The 26,964-nt window shown below is 72.9% G+C and carries 21 protein-coding genes; 12 read left to right on the forward strand and 9 right to left on the reverse strand.

The genetic code is table 11. From position 1 onward, the window contains the following. The first annotated feature begins 21 nt into the window (after window positions 1-21). A complete protein-coding gene (locus ACIBVL_RS20880) occupies window positions 22-3,480 on the forward strand; it encodes an amino acid adenylation domain-containing protein (protein ID WP_399098699.1) in 3,459 nt (1,152 codons plus the stop codon). A gap of 40 nt (window positions 3,481-3,520) precedes the next feature. Here the strand turns inward: ACIBVL_RS20880 and ACIBVL_RS20885 are convergent, their stop codons facing one another. Together ACIBVL_RS20885 and ACIBVL_RS20890 are read right to left on the reverse strand one after the other, a co-directional pair. After that, a complete protein-coding gene (locus ACIBVL_RS20885; RefSeq protein ID WP_399098700.1) occupies window positions 3,521-4,531 on the reverse strand; it encodes an iron-siderophore ABC transporter substrate-binding protein in 1,011 nt (336 codons plus the stop codon). A 58-nt stretch (window positions 4,532-4,589) separates the two neighbouring features. Beyond that, the gene (locus tag ACIBVL_RS20890; protein ID WP_399098701.1) at window positions 4,590-5,543 is read right to left on the reverse strand and encodes a methionyl-tRNA formyltransferase; all 954 of its coding nucleotides are present in this window, start codon (window positions 5,541-5,543) and stop codon (window positions 4,590-4,592) included. Window positions 5,544-5,627: 84 nt separating this feature from the next. Here ACIBVL_RS20890 and ACIBVL_RS20895 point away from each other — a divergent pair, with 84 nt between their 5' ends. The 3 genes from ACIBVL_RS20895 to ACIBVL_RS20905 all read left to right on the forward strand — a co-directional run bounded on the left by ACIBVL_RS20895 (window position 5,628) and on the right by ACIBVL_RS20905 (window position 8,846). After that, a complete protein-coding gene (locus tag ACIBVL_RS20895; protein ID WP_399098702.1) occupies window positions 5,628-6,953 on the forward strand; it encodes a lysine N(6)-hydroxylase/L-ornithine N(5)-oxygenase family protein in 1,326 nt (441 codons plus the stop codon). A 159-nt stretch (window positions 6,954-7,112) separates the two neighbouring features. Continuing rightward, window positions 7,113-7,988 (forward strand): SIS domain-containing protein, encoded by an 876-nt coding sequence (locus tag ACIBVL_RS20900; RefSeq protein WP_399098703.1) that lies wholly within the window; start codon window positions 7,113-7,115, stop codon window positions 7,986-7,988. Window positions 7,989-8,009: 21 nt separating this feature from the next. Then, a complete protein-coding gene (locus ACIBVL_RS20905) occupies window positions 8,010-8,846 on the forward strand; it encodes a ketose-bisphosphate aldolase (RefSeq protein ID WP_399098704.1) in 837 nt (278 codons plus the stop codon). Here the strand turns inward: ACIBVL_RS20905 and ACIBVL_RS20910 are convergent. Next, window positions 8,833-9,972 carry a methyltransferase gene (locus ACIBVL_RS20910; RefSeq protein ID WP_399098876.1) on the reverse strand — a complete coding sequence of 380 codons (1,140 nt, stop codon included), beginning with the start codon at window positions 9,970-9,972 and terminating at the stop codon, window positions 8,833-8,835. The genes ACIBVL_RS20905 and ACIBVL_RS20910 overlap by 14 nt on opposite strands. Window positions 9,973-10,049: 77 nt before the next feature. Between ACIBVL_RS20910 and ACIBVL_RS20915 the strand changes: the two genes are divergently transcribed. From ACIBVL_RS20915 to ACIBVL_RS20940, 6 genes are all read left to right on the forward strand, one after another. After that, window positions 10,050-10,715, forward strand: a complete 666-nt coding sequence (locus ACIBVL_RS20915; protein ID WP_399098705.1) for an alpha-ketoglutarate-dependent dioxygenase AlkB family protein — start codon at window positions 10,050-10,052, stop codon at window positions 10,713-10,715. Between the two features lie 36 nt (window positions 10,716-10,751). Next, entirely contained in the window at window positions 10,752-11,996 is a 1,245-nt protein-coding gene (locus ACIBVL_RS20920; protein WP_399098706.1) for an ROK family protein, read from the forward strand. A 189-nt stretch (window positions 11,997-12,185) separates the two neighbouring features. After that, window positions 12,186-13,070 (forward strand): NAD(P)-dependent oxidoreductase, encoded by an 885-nt coding sequence (locus ACIBVL_RS20925; RefSeq protein ID WP_399098707.1) that lies wholly within the window; start codon window positions 12,186-12,188, stop codon window positions 13,068-13,070. 293 nt (window positions 13,071-13,363) lie between these two features. Beyond that, window positions 13,364-13,654, forward strand: coding sequence for an SHOCT domain-containing protein (locus tag ACIBVL_RS20930; RefSeq protein WP_399098877.1), 291 nt, complete (start codon window positions 13,364-13,366; stop codon window positions 13,652-13,654). After that, window positions 13,651-14,400, forward strand: a complete 750-nt coding sequence (locus ACIBVL_RS20935) for an ABC transporter ATP-binding protein (RefSeq protein WP_399098708.1) — start codon at window positions 13,651-13,653, stop codon at window positions 14,398-14,400. Before ACIBVL_RS20930 ends, ACIBVL_RS20935 begins: the two co-directional genes overlap by 4 nt. Beyond that, complete coding sequence (locus ACIBVL_RS20940) at window positions 14,397-16,958, forward strand: ABC transporter permease (RefSeq protein WP_399098709.1); 2,562 nt, start codon at window positions 14,397-14,399, stop codon at window positions 16,956-16,958. The genes ACIBVL_RS20935 and ACIBVL_RS20940 overlap by 4 nt, the downstream gene beginning before the upstream one ends. A 30-nt stretch (window positions 16,959-16,988) precedes the next feature. On the opposite strand, the gene ACIBVL_RS20945 is transcribed toward ACIBVL_RS20940, so the two are convergent. Continuing rightward, window positions 16,989-17,528: an ATP-binding protein gene (locus ACIBVL_RS20945; RefSeq protein WP_399098710.1), complete on the reverse strand. Its 540-nt coding sequence runs from the start codon at window positions 17,526-17,528 to the stop codon at window positions 16,989-16,991. Window positions 17,529-17,713: 185 nt separating this feature from the next. Further along, window positions 17,714-18,037 (reverse strand): hypothetical protein, encoded by a 324-nt coding sequence (locus ACIBVL_RS20950; protein WP_399098711.1) that lies wholly within the window; start codon window positions 18,035-18,037, stop codon window positions 17,714-17,716. Window positions 18,038-18,434: 397 nt separating this feature from the next. On the opposite strand from ACIBVL_RS20950, the gene ACIBVL_RS20955 reads away from it, so the two are divergent. Further along, entirely contained in the window at window positions 18,435-19,559 is a 1,125-nt protein-coding gene (locus tag ACIBVL_RS20955) for a PLP-dependent cysteine synthase family protein (protein ID WP_399098712.1), read from the forward strand. A gap of 30 nt (window positions 19,560-19,589) precedes the next feature. Here ACIBVL_RS20955 and ACIBVL_RS20960 read toward each other — a convergent pair whose 3' ends face one another. Together ACIBVL_RS20960 and ACIBVL_RS20965 are read right to left on the reverse strand one after the other, a co-directional pair. Next, the gene (locus ACIBVL_RS20960; protein WP_399098713.1) at window positions 19,590-20,066 is read right to left on the reverse strand and encodes an SRPBCC family protein; all 477 of its coding nucleotides are present in this window, start codon (window positions 20,064-20,066) and stop codon (window positions 19,590-19,592) included. A 113-nt stretch (window positions 20,067-20,179) separates the two neighbouring features. After that, complete coding sequence (locus ACIBVL_RS20965; RefSeq protein WP_399098714.1) at window positions 20,180-21,010, reverse strand: DeoR/GlpR family DNA-binding transcription regulator; 831 nt, start codon at window positions 21,008-21,010, stop codon at window positions 20,180-20,182. A gap of 260 nt (window positions 21,011-21,270) precedes the next feature. Between ACIBVL_RS20965 and ACIBVL_RS20970 the strand changes: the two genes are divergently transcribed. Beyond that, complete coding sequence (locus ACIBVL_RS20970) at window positions 21,271-23,622, forward strand: hypothetical protein (RefSeq protein WP_399098715.1); 2,352 nt, start codon at window positions 21,271-21,273, stop codon at window positions 23,620-23,622. 6 nt (window positions 23,623-23,628) lie between these two features. On the opposite strand, the gene ACIBVL_RS20975 is transcribed toward ACIBVL_RS20970, so the two are convergent. Beyond that, window positions 23,629-26,061: a right-handed parallel beta-helix repeat-containing protein gene (locus ACIBVL_RS20975; protein ID WP_399098716.1), complete on the reverse strand. Its 2,433-nt coding sequence runs from the start codon at window positions 26,059-26,061 to the stop codon at window positions 23,629-23,631. Window positions 26,062-26,176: 115 nt separating this feature from the next. Next, on the reverse strand, window positions 26,177-26,782 hold the full coding sequence (locus ACIBVL_RS20980; RefSeq protein ID WP_399098718.1) for a hypothetical protein: 606 nt from the start codon (window positions 26,780-26,782) through the stop codon (window positions 26,177-26,179). Between the last annotated feature and the right edge of the window lie 182 nt (window positions 26,783-26,964).

Consider the following 26,964-nt stretch of genomic DNA (forward strand, 5'->3'; position numbering starts at 1 on the left):
AGTGAGGGAGCGGAGGAACCGGTGACATCACACCCACCGACCGCGGACGCATTGCTCCGTGCGGTCACGGACACGTTCGACCCCGACGAGCGGCCGGGCGAGGACGACAGCCTCATCTCCTGGGGCCTGGACTCGATCACGCTCATGAGGATCGCCGGCGGCTGGCGGCGACAGGGCGTGCGGATCGGCTTCGCCGAACTGGCCAAGGAGCCGACCCTGCGCGCCTGGCGTGCCCTGCTGGCCGACCGCGCCGGCAGCGCGGAGCCGGCCCCGCCACCGCCCCCCGCGCCCACGCCGGACTCCGCGCCCTTCCCCCTCGCCGTCATGCAGCACGCGTACTGGATCGGCCGCGGCGAGGACACCCCCCTCGGCTCCGTCGCCGCGCACCTCTACGTCGAGTTCGACGGCGCCGGCGTCGGGCCCGGCCGCCTCGAGGAGGCCGTACGGGCCCTGGCGGCACGCCACGGCATGCTGCGCGCACGCTTCACCGACGACGGCCGCCAGGAGATCCTCCCCACGCTCGCGCACCCCGCCACGACCGTCCACGACCTGCGGGAAGCCGACGAGAAGACGGTGGCGGAACGCCTGGAGGAACTCCGTGACACGTCCTCGCACGCCCGGCTGGACGTGGCGGACGGCCAGGTCTTCTCCGTACAGCTGTCACTGCTGCCCGAGGGACGCACCCGGCTGCACGTCGACGTCGACATGCTCGCCGCCGACGCGCTCAGCTACCGCGTCCTCCTCTCCGACCTCGCCAAGCTCTACGCGGACCCGCGGGCGCCGCTGCCACCGATCCGCACCGGTTACCCCGACTACCTCGTGGAACGAGCCGATGTACGGCGGCTGAGCCGGGACCGGGCGCAGGAGTGGTGGCGCCGGCGCGTGCCCGAGCTGCCCAGCGCCCCCGACCTGCCGCTCGTCCCCGAGGCCGAACGCGCCGACCCCACCCGGGTGACCCGGCGCCACCACTGGCTGCCGCCCCAGGAGAAGCTGCGGCTCACCGCCCGCGCCCACCAGCACGGGCTGACCCCCGCCATGGCGGTCGCGACCGCGTTCTCGGAGGTGCTCGCCGCCCGGAGCGGACAGCCGCGCTTCCTGCTCAACGTCCCGATGTTCGACCGGCGCGGCTCGCACCCCGACGTCGATCTGCTCGTCGGCGACTTCACCAGCTCCGTGCTCCTCGACGTCGACCTAACCGGTGACGCCCCGTTCGCCGCACACGCCCGGCGACTCCAGGACCGTATGCACACCGACGCCGCCCACTGCGACTACTCGGGCGTGGAAGTCCTGCGCGACCTCTCCCGCGACCGGGGCGAACAGGTCCTGGCGCCGGTCGTGTTCACCAGCGCGCTCAACCTCGGCGAACTGTTCGACAGCGGGGTGCGCGGGACCTTCGGCGAGCCCGTGTGGATCATCTCGCAGGGGCCTCAGGTGCTGCTCGACGCCCAGGTCACCGAGGTCGACGGGGGCCTGCTGGTCAACTGGGACGTCCGCGAGGACGCCTTCCCGGCCGGGCTCGTCGACGCGATGTTCGCCGCCTTCCACGGCCTGATCACCCGCCTCGGCACCGACGACACCGTCTGGGACCGAGCGGTACCCGCCCTGCTCCCGGCCGACCAGACCCGGGTGCGCGCCGCCGCAAACGCCACCGCAGGCCCGCGCAGCCACCGCCTCCTGCACGAGGCGTTCTTCGCCCGAGCAGCCGAGCGACCCGACGCCCCCGCCCTGTTCTGGGGCGACGAAGGGGTCCTGACCTACGGTGAGTTGGCCGACCGTGCGCTGCGCTGTGCCGCCGCTCTCGTCGGGCGCGGCATCCGCCCCGGCGACACCGTCGCCGTCAGCCTCCCCAAGGGCCCGGACCAGATCACCGCCGTCCTCGGCGTCCTGGCCGCGGGTGCCGTCTACGTCCCCCTCGGCGTCGACCAGCCACCCGCCCGCCGCGACCGCATCCGGGCCACCGCCGGATTCCGCACGATCCTCACCGACGGCCGGCCGATCGACGGCCAGGACGCGCTGCCAGTGGCGGACGCCGTCCTCGGCGCACCCCTCGGGGCGCCGGTGCGGGTGGACGAGGAACAGCCCGCCTACGTCCTGTTCACCTCCGGCTCCACCGGAGAGCCCAAGGGCGTCGAGGTTCCGCACCGGGCGGCCGTCAACACCATCGACGACCTCAACGACCGTTATGCCGTGGGACGTTCGGACCGCTGTCTGGCTCTCTCCGCGCTGGAGTTCGACCTTTCCGTGTACGACGTCTTCGGGCTCCTCGGCGCCGGCGGTTCGATCGTGCTCGTGGACGACGACGACCGCCGCGAGGCGGGGGAGTGGGCGCACCTCATCCGCACCCATCACGTCACGCTGATCAACTGTGTGCCCCCGCTGCTCGACATGCTGCTCCTCGCCACCGGACCCGGCGAACTCACCGGACTGCGCGTGGTGTTGCTCGGTGGCGACCGGGTCGGCACCGACCTGCCCGGGCGTCTCGCCCGACGGGCGCCCGGCTGCCGCTTCACCGGACTCGGCGGCACCACCGAGACCGCCATCCACTCCACCGTATGCGAGGTGACCGACGGTCGGGTACCGGCCCACTGGCGGTCGGTGCCGTACGGCACCCCGCTGCGCAACGTGCGCTGCCGGGTCGTCGACGCGCGCGGACGGGACTGCCCGGACTGGGTGCCGGGCGAGCTGTGGATCGGCGGGGACGGGGTGGCGCTCGGTTACCGGAACGATCCGCAGCGGACGGCCGAGAGGTTCACCGAGGCGGACGGCGTGCGCTGGTACCGCACCGGTGACCTCGCCCGGTACTGGCCCGACGGCGGTCTGGAGTTCCTCGGCCGGCGCGACCACCAGGTGAAGGTGCGGGGCTTCCGGGTCGAGCTGGGCGAGGTGGAGGCGGCCCTCGCCGGGCACCCCGCCGTACGCCGGGCCGTCGCCGGGACCGGTCAGGGGCAGGGCGTCCAACTGACGGCCGCCGTCGCCGCCGTAGGGGTCACGGAGGACGAACTCCGGACGTGGGTACGGACGCTGCTGCCGCCCCACATGGTTCCGGCCCGGATCGCGGTCGCCGGGGAGCTGCCGCTGACGTCCAACGGCAAGCTCGACCGGCGTGCGGTGAGGGAGTTGTGGGAGGGGGAGGAGTCCCAGAGCGAGCATCGGGCGCCGGAGACCGCGCTCGAGACGGTGGTCGCGGGAATCTGGGCGGACGTCCTGGCGGTGGCACGGGTCGGGCTGGACGACGGGTTCTTCGCCCTCGGGGGCGACTCCGTGCTCGCCACCGTGATCGTGGCCCGGCTGCGGGAGGCGCTGGACACCTCCGAGGTGTCCGTCCGCTCCCTGTTCGCGAGCCTCACCGTCGGCGGCATGGCCGAGCGGCTCACCGCCGAGGAGTCGGCACCCGGCCGGCTCGAACAGGTCGCCGCCCTGCACCTGGAGATCGAGTCGATGTCGGCGGAGGCGATCGACGCGGCGCTGGGGGAGGGGTAGGGGACGAGGGGCCGCGGGACTGCACCCGCGGCCCCGGGGCTCACTCGTCGAGCTTGGCGAACCCGGGCTCCAGGTTGTCCAGCGCCCAGGGGATGCCCAGGGCCGACGGGCTGCGCAGCTGGCTGATCGTCTCGACGTCGGTGACGACGTAGTCGCCGTTCTTCACCGCGGACATGCTCTTCACCAGGGCGCTCGACTCGAACGCCTGCTGCAGGTCCTTCGAGGTGAACGCGATGACCGCCAGGTCGGCGTCGAGCTTGTCGAGCTGCTCGAAGGAGAGTTCGCCGGTGGGGGAACCGTTGACCGTCTTGATGTTCGTGATGGACGGGGTGAGCTTCAGTCCCAGTTCGCCCATCAGTTTGGCCGCGAAGTCGTCCTCGGAGGCGATCGTGTAGATCTTGGCCGGGGTGTTGCCGATGGAGAGGCTGTACGTCTTGCCGGCCAGGCCCGGGTGGGCGGTCCTGACCTTGTCGACGGCGGCCTCGGTGTCGGTGATGACCTTCCCGGCCTCCGCCGCCTTGCCGACGGCCTCCCCCACCACCTGGACGTGCTCCTGCCAGGACTGGCCGCCCCAGGCCCTCTCGTAGCCGATGGTCGGGGCCACCGCCGCCAGGTTCTTGTAGTCCTTGTCGAGCTGGAAGTCGGAGGTGGCCAGGATCAGGTCCGGCCGGAGCGCGGCGACCTTCTCGAAGTCGACGCCGTTCATGGTGTCGAGCAGCGTCGTCTTCTTGGTGTCGATCCTGTCCTTGAGCCACGGATAGACGCCGTCGGAGGCGAAGGCGTCTTTTGAGATGCCGACCGGGGTGATGCCCAGCGCGTAGAGCGCGTCGATGTCGTCGGTACCGCCGCCGCCGATCACCACGATCCGCTCGGGCGCCTTGGTGATCTCCGTTTCGCCGAACTTGTGCCGGACGGTGACCGGGAACGCGGCGGAGGAGGCGCTCGCCTTGTCCGAGGAGGCCTGCTCCTCGTCGTCCTTGACGGACCCGCAGGCCGTCAGTCCCGCGGCCAGGGGGAGAGTGAGAAGGGTCGTGAGGAGCTTTCTCGACATGCGGATCCTTTCCTTCACTTCCTTGCCTTGAAAGGGAGTGGGTCAAGCGGTCCTGGGCTCACGGCCGGTCCGTGAGGTAGCCCCCCATGGCGCGGAAGTAGTCGCCGGCCGCGTACTCCGTGCCGTCGTCCGTGCGCAGCCGGCGGACGAGCAGCCCCGGGTGCCGCCCGGTGTGCGCTTCGGGGCCGGCCACGATCGCCACGCCGTCGCCCTCACGGATGAAGATCCGCCCGGGGGTCCCCCCGTAACGCCCTTCGGAGACCGCGGCCGAGACGATCCGCAGACGTCGGCCTCGGTGGTAGGTGAACGCGTTCGGATACGGGTCGGACTGGGCCCGCACGAGCCGCTCCAGCCGGTCCGCCGGCCACCGCCAGTCGATGCGGCTGTCCTCAAGCGCCCTTTTGTGGAAGAAACTCGCCCGGCGGCGGTCCTGGGGCTGCCACCGGCCGCCGTCCCGGCCGGAGGCGATCAGGTCGAGGGACTCGCGCACGATCGGCCCGATCAGGTCGACCGTGCGGTGGAACAGGTCCGTCACCGTGTCGGCGGGCCCCACCGGAACCGCGCGCTGGACCAGGATGTCCCCGGCGTCGAGCTCGGCGTTCATGCGGTGCGCGGTCACACCGACCCGTTCCTCCCCGTTGATCAACGCCCAGATGAGCGGGGAGAAGCCGGCGTACGCGGGCAGCAGCGAGTCGTGGATGTTGAGCGTGCCGTGCGGGGGCAGGTCGAACAGCTCGGGCGGCAGCCAGGTGCGCCAGTTGTTGGCGACGATGATGTCCGGACGGGCCGCGCGGACCGCTTCGAGGAGTTCGGGGTCGTCGGGGCGGTTGCGCAGCAGGACGGGGATGTCGTTCTTCTCGGCCAGTTCGGCGACGTTGTCGTCCCAGATCTTCTCGTAGGCGTGGTCGCTCTTGGGGTGGGTGAGCACGAGGGCGACCTCGTGATCGGAGTCGATCAGGGCCTGGAGCGTGCGGTGCCCCCAGGTCTGGTAGCCGAGCATGACGACGCGCAAGGCGGTTCTCCCCTCCGACGGCTCCATTGCAAGGTTAGGCTTACCTTATCTAACATGTGGCTGCCTGAGGGAGGCGATGCCACGGTGAATGCACCGCATCTGGGATCGGACATCAGCCACGACGTCCTCGGAATAGGTTTCGGCCCGTCAAATCTCGCCCTGGCCATAGCGATCGAGGAACACAACGCCGGACTCCCGCCCGAGCGCCGGCTCAACGCCCTCTTCCTGGAACGCCAGCCGCGGTTCGGCTGGCACCGGGGCATGCTCATCGACGACGCGACCATGCAGGTCTCGTTCCTCAAGGACCTGGTGACGTTACGGAACCCGGCGAGCGACTTCAGCTTCCTGTGCTTCCTGCGCGAGCGCGGCCGGCTCGTCGACTTCCTGAACCAGAAGACGCTCTTCCCACTGCGTGTGGAGTTCCACGAATACCTCGAGTGGGCCGCCGAACGGGTGCGCCACCTCGTGGCCTACAGTCACCACGTCGTCTCCATCGACCCGGTGCGGGACGAGACCGGGACCGTGACCTGCTTCGACGTGGTCTGCCGGGACCCCGCGCGTCCCGGCCGCACCCTGACCCACCGGGCCCGCGACATCAGTGTGGCGGTCGGCCTGGAGCCGCACGTGCCGCCCGGTGCGGAACTCTCCGAACGTGTCTGGCACAACAGCGAGTTGCTGCCCCGGGTGGCCGAACTGACGACCGAGGGAGCGCCGGTGCGCCGCGCCGTCGTGCTGGGCGCCGGGCAGAGCGCCGCCGAGACCGTCGACTACCTCCACCGTTCCTTCCCCGAGGCCGAGATCTGCGCGGTCTTCGCCAAGTACGGCTACACCCCGGCCGACGACAGCCCCTTCGCCAACCGCATCTTCGACCCGGAGGCGGTGGACGTGTACTTCACCGCGCCCTCCGAGGTGAAGCAGTCCCTCTTCGACTACCACCGCTCCACCAACTACTCCGTGGTGGACATGGATTTGATCGAGGCCCTGTACGCGACGGCCTACCAGGAGAAGGTCACCGGCCGTGAGCGGCTGCGCTTCCTGAACGTCTCCCGCATCCGTGACGTACGGCCGAAGGGCGACGGCTCGCTCGGCATCGCCGTGGAGTTCCTGCCCACGGGCGAGGAGCAGACCCTGGAGGCCGACCTCCTGGTCCATGCGACCGGATACCGCCCCCGCGACCTCACCGCCCTGCTCGGCGAGGCCGCGAAGGTCTGTCTGCGCGACGACGGGGACGCGGTCCGCATGACCCGCGACCACCGCGTGGAAACCGCCCCCGACGTCACCGCCGGCATCTACGTCCAGGGCGGCACCGAGCACACCCACGGCCTCACCTCGACCCTGCTGTCCACCACGGCGGTCCGCGCCGCGGAGATCCACGGCTCCCTGCTCGAACGGCGGACGACCCCGGTCTGACCACGCGGATCACCCCACGCCGGCCGCGCGCGGCACCACCGCCCCGCCCGGCGCGGGCGGCTCCCGCTTCGCGCGACACCGGCCCTCTCCGCATGCTTGAAGTGGCTCGAACGCCGACTCTATGTTGCAGGAGCAATCACCGGCGGGGAGAGATGGGGCATGACCTACGTCGAGGACGAGTTGACCAGTCAACCCGAGTGCTGGATCCGGGCCGCGCACGAAGCCGAACGGTTCGCGGGGGTGCTGCCGGTGCCGGGGGAGCGGGTCGCGGTCGTCGGCTGCGGCACCTCGTACTTCATGGCCCAGGCGGCGGCCGCCCTGCGCGAGGACGCGGGCCGGGGCGAGACGGACGCCTTCGCCGCCTCCGAGTTCCCGTGCCACCGTCCCTACGACCGGGTCGTCGCCCTCACCCGCTCCGGCACCACCACCGAGGTGCTCGACCTGCTCACCAGCCTCAAGGGACGCACCCGCACCACCGCCGTCACCGCCGACCCGCACACCCCGGTCATGAAGGCCGCCGACCAGGTCGTCGTCCTCGACTACGCCGACGAACGCTCCGTCGTGCAGACCAGATTCGCGACCACCGCCCTCACCCTCCTCCGCGCCCACCTCGGCCTGCACACCGACGCCGTCGTCACCGACGCCCGCACGGCCCTCGCCGAACCTCTGCCCGAAGGGCTCGTGGAATGCGGCCAGTTCACCTTCCTGGGGCGCGGCTGGACCGTGGGTCTGGCCCACGAGGCGGCCCTCAAGATGCGCGAGGCCTCCCTCTCCTGGACCGAGGCGTACCCCGCGATGGAGTACCGGCACGGCCCCGTCAGCATCAGCACCGCCGGTACGGCCACCTGGATGTTCGGTGAGGCGCCCGACGGCCTGGCCCAACAGGTGGCGGACACCGGCGCGTTGTGGGTGCCCGGCGGGCTCGACCCCCTCGCCGAACTGGTCCGCGCCCAGCGCCTCGCCGTGGCCGTCGCCGCCGCCCGCGGCCTCGACCCGGACCGGCCCCGCCACCTCACCCGCTCGGTGATCCTCTGACCGGCCGACCCCGGAGTTGCCGTGCCCCTCACCACCACCGGCGAGCTGGTCACCCGTGCCCGCGCGGCCCGCACCGCCGTCCCCGCCTTCAACATCATCACGCTGGAGCACATCGAGGCCGTCGTCACCGGCGCCGAGACCGTCGGCGCGCCCGTCGTGCTCCAGGTCAGCGAGAACGCGGTCAGGTTCCGCAGCGGGCGGCTGCTCCCGCTCGCCCGCGCCGCCGCCACCGCCGCCGAACGGGCCGCCGTACCCGTCGCGTTGCACCTCGACCATGTCCGCAGCGACCCCCTGCTCCGCCAGGCCGCCGACGCCGGCTTCAGCTCGGTCATGTACGACGCCTCCCCGCTGCCGTACGACGAGAACCTCGCCACGACCCGGGCGGCCGCCGACTGGGCGCACTCCCAAGGGCTCTGGATCGAGGGGGAGTTGGGCGAGATCGGCGGCAAGGGGGCCCACGCGCCCGGCGCCCGGACCGACCCCGCCGAGGCGCAGGCCTTCGTCACCGGCTCCGGGGTCGACGCCCTCGCCGTGGCCATCGGCAGCGTCCACGCGATGACCACCCGCACCGCCGCCCTCGACCACGCCCTCCTCGCACGGCTCGCGGCAGCCGTCGACGTGCCGCTCGTCCTGCACGGCTCCTCCGGGGTCCCCGACGGCGAACTGACCGCCGCCGTCGCGGGCGGCATCGCCAAGGTCAACATCGGCACCGCCCTCAACCAGGCCATGACCGACGCGATCAGGGAGTACCTCGACGACCGTCCCACGGCGGTCGACTCACGCGGCTATCTCGGCGTGGCACGCCAGGCCATGGCGAGCACGGTGGAACGGACCGTCCGCCTGATCAGGTGCGTCTGACCGACCTCAGCACCACGAACTTCGGGTCACCGGCGACCAGTTCGCAGTTGCCGAACAGCCGCCTCAGCTTCACGTGGTAGCCCAGGTGCCGGTTGCCCACCACCCACAGTTCGCCGCCCGGCCGCAGCGTGCGCCGCGCACCCGTGAACATCCGCCACGCCGTCGCGTCCGTCGTCGCCTGGTGGGAGTGGAACGGCGGGTTGGTCAGCACGACGTCCACACTGCCGTCCGGCACCCCGGTCAGCCCGTCCCCGACCCGGAACTCGGCGTGTCCCGGCACCCCGTTCGCCTTGTACGTCGCCTGAGCCGAGGCCACCGCCTGGAACGACTCGTCCGTGAACAGCACCTCGGCCTCCGGGTTGGCCAGCGCCACCGCCGTACCGACGACGCCGTTGCCGCAGCCCAGGTCGACGACCCTGCGGGTGCCGTCCGTCGGCGGCAGGTGCTGGAGGAAGAACCGGGTGCCGATGTCCAGCCGGTCGGCGCAGAACACCCCCGCGTGGTTGACGACCGGGCGGCCGGACAGCCGGGCGCCGACGTCGCCGGGAAGGTCGTAGGCGTACGGCCAGGGGTTGGCCGGCCGGTGCAGCGACGGGTCCGGGGCGCAGAAGATCAGCCGCGCCTTCTGCCGGGCCAGGGAGGTGCGGGTCGGGCCCAGGATCCGCTCGAACAGCTGCAGGGTGGAGGTGTGGATCTCCTTCACCATGCCGGTGCCGACCACGACCGTGTCCGCGTGCACGGCGGGCGCCAGCCGCAGCAGTTGGTCCTCCAGGAGCGCCAGGCTCTTCGGTACTCGTACCAGGAGCACGTCGATGCGCTCGGGCACCGGATCCTGCGTGGTGAGCAGCCGTACCGAACCGGCCTCGACGTCGGCCCGCGCGAGGTTCGCCCGGGTCGCCTCCTGACCCAGCCAGGAGTCGGTGATCTGCACCGGGCCATGGGCCGCGAGCGCCGTGACCAGTGCGCCCCAGCGGTCGCCCAGCACCACGACCGTGCCGGACAGGGGGACGTCCTGCTCGGCGAGGTGGCGGAGCAGATAGGCGTCGGAGGCGTCCCAGGCACGCAGCCTGTCGCGCGGATCCTCGGGGTAGCGGGCCAGGGCGACCTCGCCCCACGGCGTCGTCATAGGGTCGTTCATCGTGCCCCAGGCTAGCCGAGCCGCAGCTCAGACCGGGTGTCAGCCGGGTGCGGGAGGATGGGCGCATGGACGGCGAGCTGTTTCCCCGCGAGCGCGCCCTGGTCGCGCCGGGCGCGGTGCACGTGCCCGACTGGCTGGACGCGGACCGGCAGCGCGAACTCCTCGACGCCTGCCGGGAATGGGCCCGGCCCCCCGCCGGCCTGCGCACGGTCCGCACCCCCGGCGGGGGCACCATGAGCGCGCGGCAGGTCTGTCTCGGCTGGCACTGGCATCCGTACGCGTACGCCCGCACGGTCGTCGACGGGGACGGGGCGCCGGTGAAGCCCTTCCCCGCGTGGCTGGGCGAGCTGGCGCGGCGCGCGGTGGCGGACGCGCTCGGCGCCGACGCCGGGCGGTGGACGGCCGCGTACGACATCGCACTGATCAACTTCTACGACGGCGACGCCCGCATGGGCATGCACCGGGACGCCGACGAGAAGTCCGACGCGCCGGTGGTCTCCCTGAGTCTCGGGGACGCCTGCGTCTTCCGCTTCGGCAACACCGAGACCCGTACCCGGCCCTGGACCGACGTGGAGCTGCGCAGCGGCGACCTGTTCGTGTTCGGGGGCCCGTCCCGGACGGCGTACCACGGGGTGCCGCGCGTTCTGCCGGGCACGGGACCGGCGACGCTGGGGCTGACGGGGCGGCTGAACGTCACCCTGCGGGTCAGCGGTTTCACCGACGCCACCTGAGGAAACCGAGGAGCGGATCATGGGAGACTCCCCCTCATGAGCGGCAAGGCGGACCCCCGGCCGGCGGGGGAAGGAACCACCTCGAGGGCGCGTTTGGACCGGGGGCGGGGTGCGCTCGGGCCCGCGTTGGAGCTCGTGCACACCGGGCGGGCGCCCACCCGTGCCGTGCTCACCGCGGAACTCGGCGTCACCCGTGCCACGGCCGGCGCGGTCGCCGCCGAACTGGAGGCGCTCGGCCTGATCCGGGTGGACGCGCGCCCCGGTGCCGCCGCGGGTTCGCAGGGCCGGCCCTCGCACCGGCTCGACGTCGCGGAGGAGGGCCCGGTCACCCTGGCCGCCCAGGTGCACGCCGACGGGTTCCGTGCCGCGCTGGTGGGTCTCGGCGGGCGGATCGTCGCCACCACGCCCAGCTGCGAGGCCGTCGACGCCGACCCCACGAAGGTGCTCGGTGCCGCCGTCGACGCCGGCGCGGAGCTGCTGCGGGAGACCGGCCGCCGGTGTGTGGGCGCCGGGCTCGCCGTACCGTCCGCCGTCGCCGAACCCGAGGGCCTCGCCCTCAACCCGCTCCACCTGGCGTGGCCGGTCGGCGCGCCGGTGCGGGAGATCTTCGCCGAGCGGGTCCGCGCCGCCGGGATCACCGGCCCCGCCTTCGCGGGCAACGACGTCAATCTCGCCGCCCTCGCCGAGCACCGGCACGGGGCCGGACGCGGCGCCCGTGACCTGCTGTGCGTGGCCACCGGGCACCGGGGTGTCGGCGGCGCGCTGGTCCTCGACGGCCGACTGCACACGGGCAGTTCGGGCCTCGCCCTCGAAGTCGGCCACCTCACCGTCAACCCCGAGGGCCGCCCCTGCCACTGCGGCAGCCGCGGCTGTCTCGACGTCGAGGCCGATCCGCTGGCCCTTCTCAACACCGCCGGCCGCGACCCCGGCCCCGAGGGCTCCCTTCTCCATCAGGCCGACGAACTCATCCGCGAGGAGTACGGCGATCCGGTCGTCCGCGCGGCCGCCGAGGCCCTCATCGACCGGCTCGGGCTGGGCCTGGCCGGTCTGGTGAACATCCTCAACCCCGACCGGATCATCCTCGGCGGTCTGCACCGCACCCTCCTGGACGCCGACCCCGACCGCCTGCGCGCCGTCGTCGCCGACCGCAGCCTCTGGGGCCGCAGCGGCGGAGTCCCCATCCTCGCCTGCACCCTCGACCACAACAGCCTGGTCGGAGCGGCCGAGCTGGCCTGGCAGCCGGTGCTCGACGACCCGCTTGCGGCGCTGAGCGCGGCCTGATCCCCCAGGGCCCGGCGGGGACCGACCCTCGCCCCTGCCCGGCCTCTCGCCAAGGGGCGGCGGCGACCCGCGGGCCGGTCGCGGACCCGGATCACACAGGGGGTCGGCGTCGGCCCCGGGCCGCTGGATCGGAAACAGGATGTCGGGCGGTTCCTCGGGGACATGGAGGTGCGAAGTAGGTTTGATGTCATGACCGACCAGATCACCGTGAGTGTCCTCGGAACCGGCATCATGGGCGCGGCGATGGCCCGCAACCTCGCGCGCGCCGGACACACCGTGCGCGCGTGGAACCGCACCCGCGCCAAGGCCGGGCCACTGACCGCCGACGGAATCACCGTCACCGACAGTCCCGCCGAGGCCGTCCAGGAGGCGGACGTCGTCCTGACCATGCTGTACGACGGTCCCGCCGCCCTCGACGTCATGCGCGAGGCCGCCCCCGCCCTGCGCTCCGGCGCCGTCTGGGCGCAGTGCACCACCGCCGGCATCGAGGCGATCGGTGACCTGGCCGCCTTCGCCCACGAGCACGGCCTGGTCTTCTACGACGCGCCGGTGCTGGGCACACGCCAGCCCGCCGAGGCCGGGCAGCTGACCGTCCTCGCGGCCGGCCCGGCCGACCACCGGGACGCGGTCGCGCCCGTCTTCGACGCGGTCGGCGCGCGCACGGTGTGGACCGGAGAGGACGGCGGCGCGGGCAGCGCGACCCGCCTGAAGCTGGTGGCCAACAGCTGGGTCATCGCGGCGACCGCCGCGGCCGGTGAGGTCGTCGCCCTCGCCCGGTCCCTGGACGTCGACCCGGAGGAGTTCTTCGGGCTCATCGAGGGCGGCCCGCTGGACATGGGCTACCTGCGCGCCAAGGCCGGCCTGGTCCTCGACGACCGGCTCACCCCGGCCCAGTTCGCGGTGGCGACGGCGGCGAAGGACGCCCGTCTGATCGTCGAGGCGGGCCGCAGGAACGGCGTCCGCCTGGACGTGGCGGCCGCGAGCGCGCAGCGCCTGGAGCGGGCGGCCGCACAGGGGCACGCCGACGAGGACATGGCCGCCGCCTACTTCGCCAGCTTCGACGAGAACGCCTGACAGGAACCACCTGAGGCCGGGTGCCCGGAACGCGGCCCGGGCCGTCACACCCCGACGGCTCGGCGCGGCCGGGGAACCCGGTGATCGACAGCGCGCTCCCGGGACACGGCCCGACACGATCGGGCCACCGCTCCCGCCAGGCCCTCAGCGCCACTCGACGCCGAAGGCCCGCGTGGAGGTGTACTCCCCAGGGGGTACACGCAATGCCGCTGGCGGTACGACGACCCGGACCCCCTCCCGGCGGGACTCTCGAGGCATCGCAGCACACGAGGACCCCTGAGGAGATGACCGAGATGAACACCCTGGCGAACTGGGACGGCGGCGGCCCCGGCCCCTGGATCCTGTTCTTCCCGCTGATCTGGGCGGCCGTCGTCGTCGGCGTGGTCACTCTCCTGCGCCGCACCGCGGGGCGCGGACGCCGCGGGCCCTGGCACCCCGTGGACCGCCCCACCGGCGACTCGCCCCTCGCCGTCCTCGGCCGGCGCTTCGCCTCCGGCGAGATCGACGAGGACGAGTACTGGCGCCGGCTGTCCGTCCTGGACGAGCAGTTCGGCCGCTTCGACCACAAGGGCGGTGCGGCATGACGACCGTGACCGGCACACGGACGGCCGCCCGGGTCACCGACGCCGTGAAGGTGTACGGCGTCGGCGACACCGCCGTACGGGCCCTGGACGGGGTGACCCTGGCCTTCCCGGCCGGACGGTTCACCGCGATCATGGGCCCGTCGGGCTCCGGCAAGTCCACCCTGATGCACTGCGCGGCCGGCCTGGACACCCTCACCTCGGGCACCGCCCACATCGGCGACACCGAACTGGGCGCCCTGGACGACCGCCGTCTCACGCTCCTGCGCCGCGACCGGGTCGGCTTCGTGTTCCAGGCGTTCAACCTGGTCCCCACCCTGACGGTGGAGGAGAACATCCGGCTGCCGCTGGACCTCGCGGGCACGCGCGGCGAGGCCGAGTGGATCGACGCCCTGGTCGATGTCGTCGGCCTGCGCGACCGGCTCCACCACCGGCCCTCGGAGCTCTCCGGCGGCCAGCAGCAACGCGTCGCCGTGGCCCGGGCGTTCGCCGGCCGCCCCGACGTCGTGTTCGCCGACGAGCCCACGGGCAATCTCGACTCCCGCTCCGGGGGAGAGGTGCTCGGGCTCCTCGCCCGTACGGTGCGCCAGACCGGCCGCACGGTCGTCATGGTCACCCACGATCCGGTGGCCGCCGCCCACGCCGACGAGGTCGTCTTCCTCGCGGACGGACGGTTCGTCGACCGCATGGAGACCCCTACCGCCGACCGTGTCCTGGACCGCATGAAAGCGTTCGAGGTGCCGTCATGACCGCGTCCCTGCGCCTCAGCCTGTCGTCACTGCGCGCCCACAGGCGCAGGTTCGCCGGAACCTTCCTCGCCGTCTTCCTCGGCGTGGCCTTCCTCGCCGGAACCCTCGTCATGGGCGACACCCTGCGCGCGAGCTTCGACTCGATGTTCGGCAGCGCCACCGCCGGCACCGACGCCGTCGTGCGCGGCGCCGACGCCATCACCACCCCCGGCGAGAGCCGGGGCGTGCGCCGACCGGTCGACACCTCCCTGGTCGAGGCCATCGAGGCGGTGCCGGGCGTGGCGGCCGCCGCCCCCGACATCCAGGGCGCCGGCCAGCTCGTCGGCGGCGACGGCAAGCCGATCGGCGGCCAGGGCCCGCCCACCCTGGCGGGCAACTGGATCACCGACCCGAAGCTCAACCCGTACCGGCTCGCCGAAGGCCGGGTCCCCGCCCGCACCGGCGAGGTCGTGGTCAACCGCGGCACCGCCGAGAAGGGCGGCCTGCGGATCGGTGACACCACCATCCTCCGTACGCCCGACCCGGTGCGCGTGACGATCGTCGGGCTCGCCACCTTCGGCGGCGAGGACGGCATGGCCCAGGTGACCTACACCGGCATGACCCGCGCCGACGCCGAGAAGTACCTCACCGCCCGCCCCGGGCAGGCCGCGAGCATCGTGGTCCGCGCCGACCCCGGGGTGAGCCAGACGCAGCTCGTCGACCGGCTGACTCCCACCCTGCCCAAGGGAGTCGAAGCGATCACGGGTCAGGAGTCGGCGCAGGAGAACAACGACATGATCGCCAGTCAGTTCCTGACGGTCTTCACCACGTTCCTGCTGGTGTTCTCCGGAGTCGCCCTGCTCGTCGCGACCTTCTCCATCCACAACACCTTCGCCATCGTCGTCGCCCAACGCACCCGGGAGAACGCCCTGTTGCGTGCCCTGGGCGCCTCTCGCCGCCAGGTCACCGTGGCCACCCTCGTCGAGGCGAGCGCAGTCGCCGTGACCGCCTCGGCGGCCGGACTCGCGGGCGGCATCGGCATCGCGGCCGGACTCCAGGCGCTGTTCCCGGCCATCGGTTTCCCCTTCCCCGAGGGCGACTTGGTGATCAGCGGCCTGTCGTGGGCCCTGCCCCTCGCGGTCGGCGTCCTGGTCTGCCTGGGCTCCGCGCTGGTCCCCGCCGTACGCGCCGGACGTACCGCTCCACTGGCAGCGCTGCGCGAGACGGCCCTCGACGCCTCCGGCGTCTCCCGGCCGCGCGCCGTCACCGGCACCGTTCTGATCGCCCTGGCGATCGCGGTCACCCTCACCGGCGTCCTGGTCTCCCCTTCCGTGTGGCTGGCGGGCTCCGGCGCCGTCCTCGCCCTGGTCGCGTTCGTCGTCCTCGGCCCGGTCGCCTCCCGTACGGCCGTACGCGTCCTCGGCAGCCCCCTCGACCGGCTCCGGGGCGTCACCGGCGGCCTCGCCCGGCGCAACGCACTGCGCAGCCCGAAGCGGACGGCCGCCACCGCGAGCGCCCTGATGATCGGCGTGGCCGTGGTGTCGCTGTTCACCGTGTTCGGGGCCTCACTGAAGGCCACCATGGACCAGACCGTCTCCCGGTCCTTCGCGGGCGACGTCGCCGTCAGCACGCCCTCCTTCGGCGCGGGCGGCAGCGGGCTGAGCCCGAAGCTCGCCCCCGCGATCGGCGCGCTCCCGGAGGTCGACACCGCCGTGGGCCTCGGCCGCGGGGTCGCCGAAGTGGACGGCAAGGGACGGGCGCTGACCGTCACCGACCCGGCAGCCCTGGCACGCACCTTCGACCTCGGCGCCGTGCGGGGAGATCTGCGCACCCTCGGCACCGACGGCCTCGCCCTGAGCGAGAAGGAGGCGGACCGGCAGGGCCTCCACATCGGCGACCGGGCCCGGCTCGCCTTCACCGACGGCGAGAAGAGGACCTTCACCGTCCGGGCGGTCTACGGCCAGTCGGAACTCGCCGGCGACTACGTCATCACCCGCGCCGCCTGGGCCCCGCACCGCACCCAGGACGCCGACACCCTGATCGCCGTCTCCTTCGAGGACGGCGTGAGCACCGACACCGGCAAGGCGGCCGTCGAGAAGGCCGCCGCCCCCTACGGCAACCCCGAGGTCCAGACCCGCGACGCGTACGCGCGGTCCTCGGCCGGCGGCATCGACATGATGCTGACCCTGGTCTACGCCCTGCTCGCCCTCGCGGTCCTCATCGCGCTCCTCGGCATCGCCAACACCCTGACGCTGGCGATCCACGAACGCACCCGCGAACTCGGCCTGCTGCGGGCCGTTGGGCAGACCCGGTCCCAACTGCGGGCCATGGTCCGCTGGGAGTCGGTCCTGGTCGCCGCCTTCGGCACGGCGGGCGGCCTGATCCTCGGCGCCTTCCTCGGCTGGGTGCTGGTCCGGGCCTCCGACGGGGCGAGCGACAGTGCGTTCGCCTTCGCGGCACCGCCCACGCAACTCGCCGTGGTGGCCCTCGTGGGCCTCGCCGCCGGAGCCCTCGCCGGCCTGCGTCCGGCCCGGCGTGCGGCCCGCCTGGACGTACTGCGGGCCGTCGCCACCGAGTGACGTGCCTCCGAAAGGCAGGTCACCGCCCGGTCAGCCGACGACGGCCGACCGGGCGGGAGCATGGGCGGCCCGGTGCGCGTCCACGGCGACGACCTCCGGGAACCGCGGCGCGATCTGCTCCCGGGGCGTACGGCGCGGCGGACGCGCCGACCGCTCCGGGGCGGAGACCGCGGCGGGCAGTGTGAACCAGACGACCTTGCCGGAGTCGCCGTCCGGCCGCGCGCCCCAGCTCTCGCTCATGGCGGCCACCATGGCGAGCCCGCGCCCGCCGGTGGCCAGGGGCGCGGCGTCCTCGACGTCTCCGAGCACCGGAAGTCGCGGATCGTGGTCGTGCACGGAGACGGTGAGCCGCTCCAGCAGCAGCTCCATCTCCACGACGCACATCTTGTCGGGCTGGGCGTGCAGGTGGACGTTGGTCAACAGCTCCGTCACGCCTAGCGCGGCCCGGTCGATGAGGGCATCCAGATGCCAGTAGCGCAACTGCGCCGATACGATTCTGCGGACCTGGCCGATCCGCGACGGCAGGGCTTGGAGCTCCACCGTGCAGTGCCTGCTTGGGTTGCTGATCACGGCTGCGACTCCCCGACTGAGGTCCGGAAGAACACGGAGTTCGGATCGATCGAGCAGAGCTGCTGCGCAAGGCGGCCGCCTGCTGCGGTGTCCGGCGGGCTGGTTCGCAGCGTTATCGCCGGTAAACCCAGAGTGACGTGAGAACAGCGTGACTCAGGGGGTGCGGTGGCGCAACTCGCGGTCGCTCAGCGGTTGCGTCCCGCGGCCTTCCGTACGGCCTCGATGAACCGGCTCGCCGCGGGCGGCCCGGGCTCGCCCGGCGCCGGGTCGTGGTCGCCGAGCGTCAGCAGGTACCGGTTGCCGTTGAGGTCGGCCAGCGCCCGGTCCTCCGGGGCGAACCAGGGCTTGGAGGCGCGGACCGCCTGTACCGGCGCGCTGTCGATCTCGCTGCCGTAGCTGGTGAGCAACTCCAGCCTGCCGCCGCTGATCCGGACCTGCCCGGCCCGGGTGAGCGAGCGCAGCCTCTTTCCGATCCGCACGCCCGACGCCGTGAACTCCGGCTCCGCCATGCCTCCCCGCCCCCTTGCGTTCGAACTCAGGTGAACGAACTCGTCGTCTCAGTGATCCAGTGTGCGCCCCGGTCCGGGGACCCGCGTCCCGTCCGGGGCCCTCAAGGCCGACGGGAAGGTGACGACAGGCCCTGGGCCCGTCCGGGAGCTCCGCCCCACCCGGTGCAGTCTGCACGCGCCCGGCCTCGAGCACCAGTACGCATGACACACCGAAGGGGCTCTTCAGGAGCACTCGCGCGAATGCGCCCCCCGTGTGCCCGCACCCGCTCCCCAGGACCGCCTTTGAGGCCCCCAAAGGAGTGTTTATGCAGGTGAGAAGCGGTGTCGAAGGTGCTTATGATCGGTGCGTCGGCCGCGCCGGGCGCCGTCGGCGCGCAGCATGTAAGGAGCTCCTGCCGTGACCACCCCTCAGCAGACCCGGACCGGCGCCACCCTCGACGTCGACCACAGCGACACCCTGTACCGCGACTGGCTGAAAGAAGCCGTCCGGAAAGTCCAGGCCGACGCCAACCGTTCGGCCGACACCCACCTCCTGCGTTTCCCGCTCCCGGACGGCTGGGGCATCGACCTCTACCTCAAGGACGAGTCGACGCACCCCACCGGCAGCCTCAAGCACCGCCTCGCCCGCTCGCTCTTCCTCTACGGCCTCTGCAACGGCTGGATCCGGCCGCAGCGCCCGGTGATCGAGGCGTCCAGCGGCTCCACGGCCGTGTCCGAGGCGTACTTCGCCAAGCTGATCGGCGTGCCCTTCATCGCCGTCATGCCGCGCACCACGAGCGCGGAGAAGATCCGCCTCATCGAGTTCCACGGCGGACAGTGCCACTTCGTCGACGACCCGCGCACGATGTACGAGGAGTCGGCCCGCCTCGCGGCGGACACCGGCGGCCACTACATGGACCAGTTCACCTACGCCGAGCGGGCCACGGACTGGCGCGGCAACAACAACATCGCCGAATCCATCTTCCGCCAGCTGGAGCGGGAGCGGTTCCCCGAGCCCGCCTGGATCGTCGCCACGGCCGGCACCGGCGGCACCTCCGCGACCCTCGCCCGCTACGTCCACTACACCCAGCGCGACACCCGTATCTGTGTCGCCGACCCCGAGAACTCCTGTTTCTTCGAGGGCTGGACCACCGGCGATCCGGACGTCACCTGCGACTGCGGCTCACGCATCGAGGGCATCGGCCGGCCGCGCATGGAGCCGAGCTTCGTCCCGGGTGCCGTCGACCGCATGATGAAGGTCCCGGACGCGGCCAGCGTCGCCGCCGTACGGGCCCTGGAGCAGGCGATCGGCCGCAAGGCGGGCGGCTCGACCGGCACCGGCCTGTGGAGCGCGCTCAAGATCGTCGCCGAGATGGTCGCCGCCGGCCACCGGGGCAGTGTGGTCACCCTGCTGTGCGACCCCGGCGACCGCTACCTCGACAAGTACTACTCCGACACCTGGCTGGCCGAACAGGGCCTGGACATCGCCCCGTACACCGCGGCGATCGAGTCCCTGCTGGTGACGGGCGTGTGGCCGGAGTGAGTCGTAGACCGTGCGGCTGAGCCACAAGCCCTACGACGGTGTCGTGAGCCGCCGTTCCAGCCGGCTCACCGCGTCCCGGAAGGACCGCCCCAGCCCCGGCCTCGCCAGCCGCAGCGCACCCCTGACCGGCCCCGGCCCGTCCGCGGCGAACGTCCACCGCACCTGCGTCCCCGCGCCGGCCGGCACAAGCCGCCACTCCTCGACCAGCGCCCGGACCAGCGGCGCGTTGGTGACGTCCACCCGGTAGGCGTACAGCTCCGGATCCTTCGCCGCGAGCACCGTCTCCCGGAACCGCGTACCGCCCAGCAGCCGGATGTCCCGCCCCGCCCCGCCGTCGAGCGGCTCGGCGGACCTGACGGCCGGAAACCACTCGGCCCAGCCGGAGACGTCCGCGGCGAGTGCCTGGAAGACCCGCTCCGGGGAGACGGAGACCTCCCGCGCGAAAACCATCCGCACCGGAGCGGTCCCGACGAAGTCGAGCCCTTCAGCGCGCAGACGACGGACCATGACGACAACCCCCCCAGGGCGTGTGTGACAGTAGCGTCGTCCGCCCGGAGGGCGGGCGGGACCTGCACCACACGCCCTGGGCCGACGGTCGCGTCACCCTAACGGGCACCCCGTCAGAAGTCTTCCCCCGCGACCGATTCACCGGCCACCACCAGCCGCCGCAGATGCTCCGAGATCTCCGCGCGGGCCGCGCCCGGCAGGCCCGCGTCCGTGACCAGGGTGTCGACCTGCTCCAGCGCCGCGAACGAACTCAGGCCCACCACGCCCCACTTGGTGTGGTCGGCGACCACCACCACCCGGCGCGCCGACTGCACCAGACGCCGGTTGGTCTCGGCCTCCGCCAGGTTCGGCGTCGACAGGCCGGCCTCCGCCGATATCCCGTGCACACCGAGGAACAGCAGATCGAAGTGGAGCGCCGCGATGGCCTGGTCGGCGACCGGGCCCACCAGCGAGTCCGACGGGGTGCGCACCCCTCCGGTCAGAACGACCGTGGCCGCGCCCTGGCGGGGGCCCGAGGTGCGCTGGGCCACGTGGAAGACGTCGGCCACCCGCACCGAGTTCGTCACCACGGTCAGGTCCGGCACGTCCACCAGCTGATGCGCCAGCGCGTACGTCGTCGTACCGCCCGACAGCGCGATCGCACTGCCCGGAGCGACCAGCTCCGCGGCGGCCCGCGCGATGTCCTCCTTGGCGGTCAGCTCCAGGCCCGACTTCGCCTCGAAACCCGGCTCGTGCGTGCTCGCCTCCACCACCGGTACGGCGCCGCCGTGCACCTTCTCCAGCACGCCCTGCCGGGCCAGCGCGTCGAGATCGCGCCGGACCGTCATGTCCGACACGCCGAGCTTCCGGGTCAGCTCGTTGACCCGGACACCGCCCCGGCGTCGTACCTCGTCGAGGATCAGGGCGCGGCGCTGCTCCGCGAGGAGGTTCTGATTCTCGCTCACGTACGCTCCGGTCCTTTCCTCGAACGGCTCGACAGGCCGGCTCACCTGCTGCGACGGGGATATTCTCCCCGGCCGCGGTGCGCGGGCGTCCCATCCTCGCACGACCGGCCCCGCCCTGTGCCACCACCCCGACGCGTGCATGCCAGCCGGGACGGATGATCTCCGCGCGTCGCGCGGATCGGGAAGATTCCCCGACCGGAGGTGTAGGAGACCCCCGAAGTGGAGATCCTTGTGCCCGCACGGGCACATCGAGGCGTGTCATGGGGGAAGTGCGAACAGTGGAACGTTCCTCTGCGGGCAGAGCGGCCCTGGAGCTCCTGGTCCATGGCGTGGGCGGGGCCACGCCCGAGAAGATGCTGAACGATCCGCGCACGGTGCGGATCACCGGCGACGACACGGCGGCGGTGTACCGGCGCGCCGAGGACGCCGACGCGGACGCTCCGGCGGCCGACGCGAACACCACGGCCGGCGACCACGGCGGCCGGCCGATCCCGGAGGCCTACGTCTGGTCCAACCTCACCTCCGGCAACGGCACCCGCGCCCTGTGGCTGTTGCTGCTGCCTTTCATGGTCGTGAACCTCGCCCACTGGATGCGCCCGGCCGCACGGGAAGGCACCCGCGCGGTCCGCCTGTACGGGCTGCTCGTACGGCTCGCGGGCCTGAGCCTGACGGTGCTGCTCGTCGCCGCGGCCTGCGAGGTCGCCCTCGACCTCACCGCCTGGCAGTGCGCGGGCACGCCCGCGTGCGCCGCCCGCCACTCCTGGCTGGGCTTTCTGTCCCCCACCGGCTCGAACGGCGGGTGGTGGAGCCTGCCGGGCCGTCGGCTCGCCCTCGCGGCCCTGGTCCCGACCGCCCTGACCGGCCTCCTCTGGTACCTCGCCCACCGCACCTGGCGGGCGTACGAGTCCCAGGAGCCCCTCGACCGCGGGCCCGGGCCCGAGAACGGCCCGGGCCACACCGCACTGAGCCGCCCCGGCTTCTGGTACGGCCGCCGACTGGTGGCCCGCCTGCGCGCGGCCCACACCGCGGCGGGCCTGCTCACGGTGGCCGCGGCGGTCGGCACGGCCGCGGCCCGTGAGGACCGCCGCCCCGGCGGTCCGGCCCTCCTGGACACGCTCGGCCGACTGCTGGAGGTGTCCCTGGCCGCCGGCGCGCTCGCCGTGGTCTGGGTGGTCTGCCGACGCGGCCGCAGCGAACGCCGTCTGGACCGCCGTATCGACGCCCACCTGGTGCACCGGCTCCCCCTCACCGCCCTCGTCCTCCTCACCCTCACCCTGGTGTACGCCGCCTGGGCCCGCCCCGGCTGGCGGTCGTCGGGCCGCCTCCCCGGCGACGCCGCCTTCGGCGGAATCGCGCTGGCCCAGGGAGCGCTGGTGATCGCCCTGGCCGTGGTCGCCCATGTCCTGCACCGGGGGCCGAAAGGGGCCTCCGCGCCGGGGGGACCCGAAGCGGCCGATGCGGGGCGCTCCGCGTTACGTGGTCTCGGCGGGCCCGCTGTCGCCATGCTGGCCTGTGCCCTGGGCGGAGTCATGTCCGGCGGCGTGTCGCAGCGCGTCTCGGACTGGCTGGACGGTACCGGGACCTTCCTCCACGGCCCGCCGGTGCTGCTGACCTGGCAGGCCTCCGTGATCCCCGTCCTGCTCGTCGTCCTGCTCGTGCTGATCGGGCTGCTCGGCCGGCGGGCCTGGCTGCTCACCCGGGCCGAGCGCCTCTCGGTCGCCCGCGACTACGACGCCGATCCGGGTGACCCGGCCCGTACCGGCCGTATCGCCCGCACCCGAGCGATGGCCACACTCACCGACCGCGGACCGCTCCTCGTCGCCGTCACCTCCACCACGACCCTGCTCCTCGGCGCGGGCGCCCTCGTCGGAGCCTTCGGCACCGGTAAGACGCCGGTCCGGGCCACAGAGGCGGCCGGGCCCTTCGTCCAGGGCGCCGCCCAGACCGCGCAGGCGCTCGGATCATGGCTGATCGGCCTCGGCTTCATCCTCTTCGTCACCTGGGGCAGGCGCGCCTACAAGGACGCCTCCGCACGGCGCACCATCGGCATCCTCTGGGACGTCGGCACCTTCTGGCCGCGCGCCGCCCACCCGTTCGCCCCGCCCTGCTACGCCGAGCGCGCGGTGCCCGACCTCACCTGGCGCGTGGCCACCTGGACCCGGGCCACCGGCGGCCGCCTGGTCATCTCCGGCCACTCCCAGGGCAGCGTCCTCGCAGCGGCCGCCGCCTGGCAGCTGAAGCCCTCCGACCGCAAACGCGTCGCCCTGCTCACCTACGGCTCCCCGATCGAACGCCTCTACGGCCGTTGGTTCCCTGCCCACTTCGGTCCGGCCGCGCTCGTCGCCCTCCACGAGGACATCGACTGCTGGCGCAACCTGTACCGGCTCACCGACCCCATCGGCGGCCCCGTGCGCCTGTCCGGCGACGACTGCGGCCCCGAGGTCGACCGCGAAGCCCTCGCGGACCCCCTGGCGTACGGCCGCACCGCACAGCACCCGCTGCCCGCCCCCATCCTGGGCCACTCCGACTACCAGGCCGACCCGGCCTTCGCCCAGGAACGCGAGCGACTGCTGGCCCGGCTGCGCCCGGAGGTGCCCGTCCAGCGGGGCTGACCCCGATCAGGGCAGCTCGGGCAGGTCGTCCGCGTACAGCAGCGTCAGATCGTCCGTGCTGGGCTCCGGCAGCTGCGCGACCCGGCTCGCGTGTCGCTCCACCATCGCCTCGAACGTCTGGCGTGCCGTACGCCCGTTGCCGAAAGCGGGTCCCTTGGGGATCTCCGCGAAGTACTTCAACAGTGCCTCCGTGGTGCCCGGCGCGAGCCGGTACTCGTGCTCCTCGGCCTGCTGCTCCACGATCCGCAGCAGCTCCTCGGGGCCGTAGTCACCGAAGGTGATGGTCCGGGAGAAACGGGACGCCACGCCGGGGTTGACCGTCAGGAAGCGCTCCATCTCGGCCGTGTAGCCCGCGACGATGACGACCACGGAGTCCCGGTGGTCCTCCATCAGCTTCACGAGCGTGTCGATGGCCTCCTTGCCGAAGTCACGCCCCGCGTCCTCCGGCGACAGCGCGTACGCCTCGTCGATGAACAGCACACCGCCGTGCGCCCGTTGGAACGCCTCCTGGGTGCGGATGGCCGTGGAGCCGATGTGTTCGCCGACCAGGTCGACCCGGGACACCTCGACGAGATGGCCCTTCTCCAGCACGTCGAGCGCGGCGAGGATCTCGCCGTACAGACGGGCGACGGTCGTCTTGCCGGTGCCGGGGGAGCCGGTGAAGACCAGATGGCGCTTGACCGAGGCCGCCTTCAGCCCCGCCCGCTGCCGGCGCCGGCCGACCTCGATCATGTCGGTCAGCGCCCGCACCTCGCGCTTCACACTCTCCAGGCCCACCAGCGCGTCGAGTTCACCGAGCACGTCCTTCGACGTCCGCGCCGAGGTCTCCGGCTCGCCCGAAGCGCCCGGCTCGGGCACGGTCGCCCGCTGCTCGGGGATCGGACCGAGCAGGCCGGAGGAGTGGGCCGCGGTCTGGACGGCCGTCTCCGACGCCGCCGGATTACGGGCGCCGCTCTCGTCGCTGGTGCAGTCCTCGACCAGGGGCCCCGAACCGGGCGTCGCCTCCGCCCCGCCGTCCGCGAACTCGTACCCCCCGCGCGCGCAGCGCTCCGTACGGCATCTGCGCAGGGTCGTACGGCAGCCGTCTATCACGTGGAAGCCGTAGCCGCCGCTGTTCGTCACCCGGCAGTGGAGGAAGCTGCCGCGGCCCCCGGCGGAGACGTAGAAGCCGGCCTCGGCGGGGGAGTCGACCGTGCAGCGCTCGACGGTGGGGTCGGCGCCCTTGGTGACGATCACACCGGTCTGGACGGTGTTCACCGTGCAGTTGTTGAGCGTGCCGCCGCTGCCGTGGTCGCGGAACCAGGCGCCGGTCGCCGCGTCCCGGATCCGGCAGTCGTCGAGCTGGGCGGTGGCGCCGTCGCTCACCGACACGGCCGTGTTGCGCACCTGCGACAGGTCGCTGTCGACGACGTCCGCGCGCGAGCCGCGGTCCAGGACGAACAGGGCGTCCGGCACGTCGTGCACCCGGCAGGCATCGAGTACGGCGGTGGCGCCGTCGCTCACCCAGACGGCCGGGTAGTCGCCGGTGCTGTCGAAGATCTCGCACTGGTTGGCGTCCACACGGGTGCCCGGATCCCACACCGACAGCCCGTTGCGGCCGAACTGACGCACCGTCGTGCGTGTCAGTGTCAGCACGGAGCGGGACCGCAGGTCGACCGCGTTCTCCGGGATGTCGTGGATACGGCAGTCGGCCAGGGTGAGCACCGCGTCCGTGTCGAGCGTGACGCCGTCGGCGGTGGTGCGGTGCACCTCGCAGTCGGTCAGGTGGGCGGTGGCCCGCGCGGTGATCTGCACCCCGCTGCCCCGGACCTCGTAGATCTCGCAACCCACCGCTTCCAGGCCGGTGTTGTCGCCGGTGACGCTCACGCCGGTGCCGGAGGCGTGGTGCACCCGGCAGCGCTCGAGGCGGGGGTGCGCGGCCCCGCGCACCGCGATGCCCGCCTGCCCGGCCGCGACGATCTCGCACTCCTCGAAGACACCGCCGCCGCCGTCGACCACGGCGATGCCGATGCCCGCCGGGTTGTCGACCGTGCACCGGCGGACCGTCGGACGGGCGCTGCCGCGCACCTCGATGCCCGAGGCGGACCGCGTGACGATCCGCATGTCCAGCAGTTCCGGCGTGCCCTCCTCGACGAGCACCGCCGGGGCGGCCATGTCCTGGCCCTCCACGTGCAGGTCCTGCACCACCGCCGAGGCACGCACCGTCAGCGGCACCCCGTCCACGGGCGCGATCCGCACGGATCCGGGGGAGCCCTCCGGGCCGCGCAGGGTCACCGACCGGTGCACGACGAGGTTCTCCCGGTAGGTGCCGGGAGCGATGGTGAGGACGTCGCCCTCGGCCGCGGCCTCCAGGGCGGCGGCGAGCGATGCGTACTCACCCGTGCGGCGGCGCCACCTCGATGTGCCGGTGTGCGTCACCTGGACCGTGCCCTGTGCCATGGCGTTGCTGTGCCCCCACCTCGTCGTACGCGGGTTTGATGCCGAATCATGCAACATTCGGCCGGACCACCGTAGCGTGCGCGCGGGTGGTGGGCTGACCAGAGACGCGAAGGCGTCAGCTGCCAGTACCGGTACGGCCCCAGTCGGGGCCCGCCCGGTCCCAGGCCTGGTCCCAACGTGCGTACCGGCGGCGGACCATACGCCAGACGATCATCCGCCGGCCGCCCTCGACCGCGCCGGCGGTGAGCAGGGCCGCGCCGAATCCGGCGAGCACCGCGTGTGTCGTGGCGGTGGCGGAGTCCAGTGGGCGGGCCACCAGCCGGCCGTGTTCGTCCGTCCATATCGCGAAGTGGTCGCCTCGGCGCGGGGTCTTGAGGCTCGCGAGGACCGTGCCGTGCCGGGTGGTGCCGTCCGGGGCGGTCCAGTCGGCGAGGACCCGGCTGCGGGCGTCCCGTCCGGAGGCGGTCTCGGGGTCGGCCTCCAGCGGCGAACCGGCCACCTTCCGCACCACGGTGGCCGTGACCTCGTGCCGGGCCTGTCGCTGCGCGCGGACCGCCTGCTGCAGGGAGTCCTGTGCCACGGCGCCGACCAGGGAGCCGGCCACGGGCGCGACGAGGAGGATCAGCAGCAGCGCCGACAGCGCCACCCACGCCTCGACCAGATCCGTCCTGCGGCGCAGCGGATTGTGCCGCCAGCGCCAGATTCCGCCGATCGCTCGCACCGTCCCGCACCCCCCTTCCCGCTCCGTGATAACCCCCACTGGAGCCGTTCACGCAGGAGCCCGGTCAAAGAGAGAGCGAAATCACCTGCGCCCGGGACCTCTCATGAACTTCTCATGAGAGCCCAACGCTCCAGGGCCCGGCGGAGGTTCCCGGACCGTACGGTCTCGCGGGACACGGCCGG

The organism is Streptomyces sp. NPDC049687 (assembly GCF_044465285.1).
GTDB lineage: Bacteria > Actinomycetota > Actinomycetes > Streptomycetales > Streptomycetaceae > Streptomyces.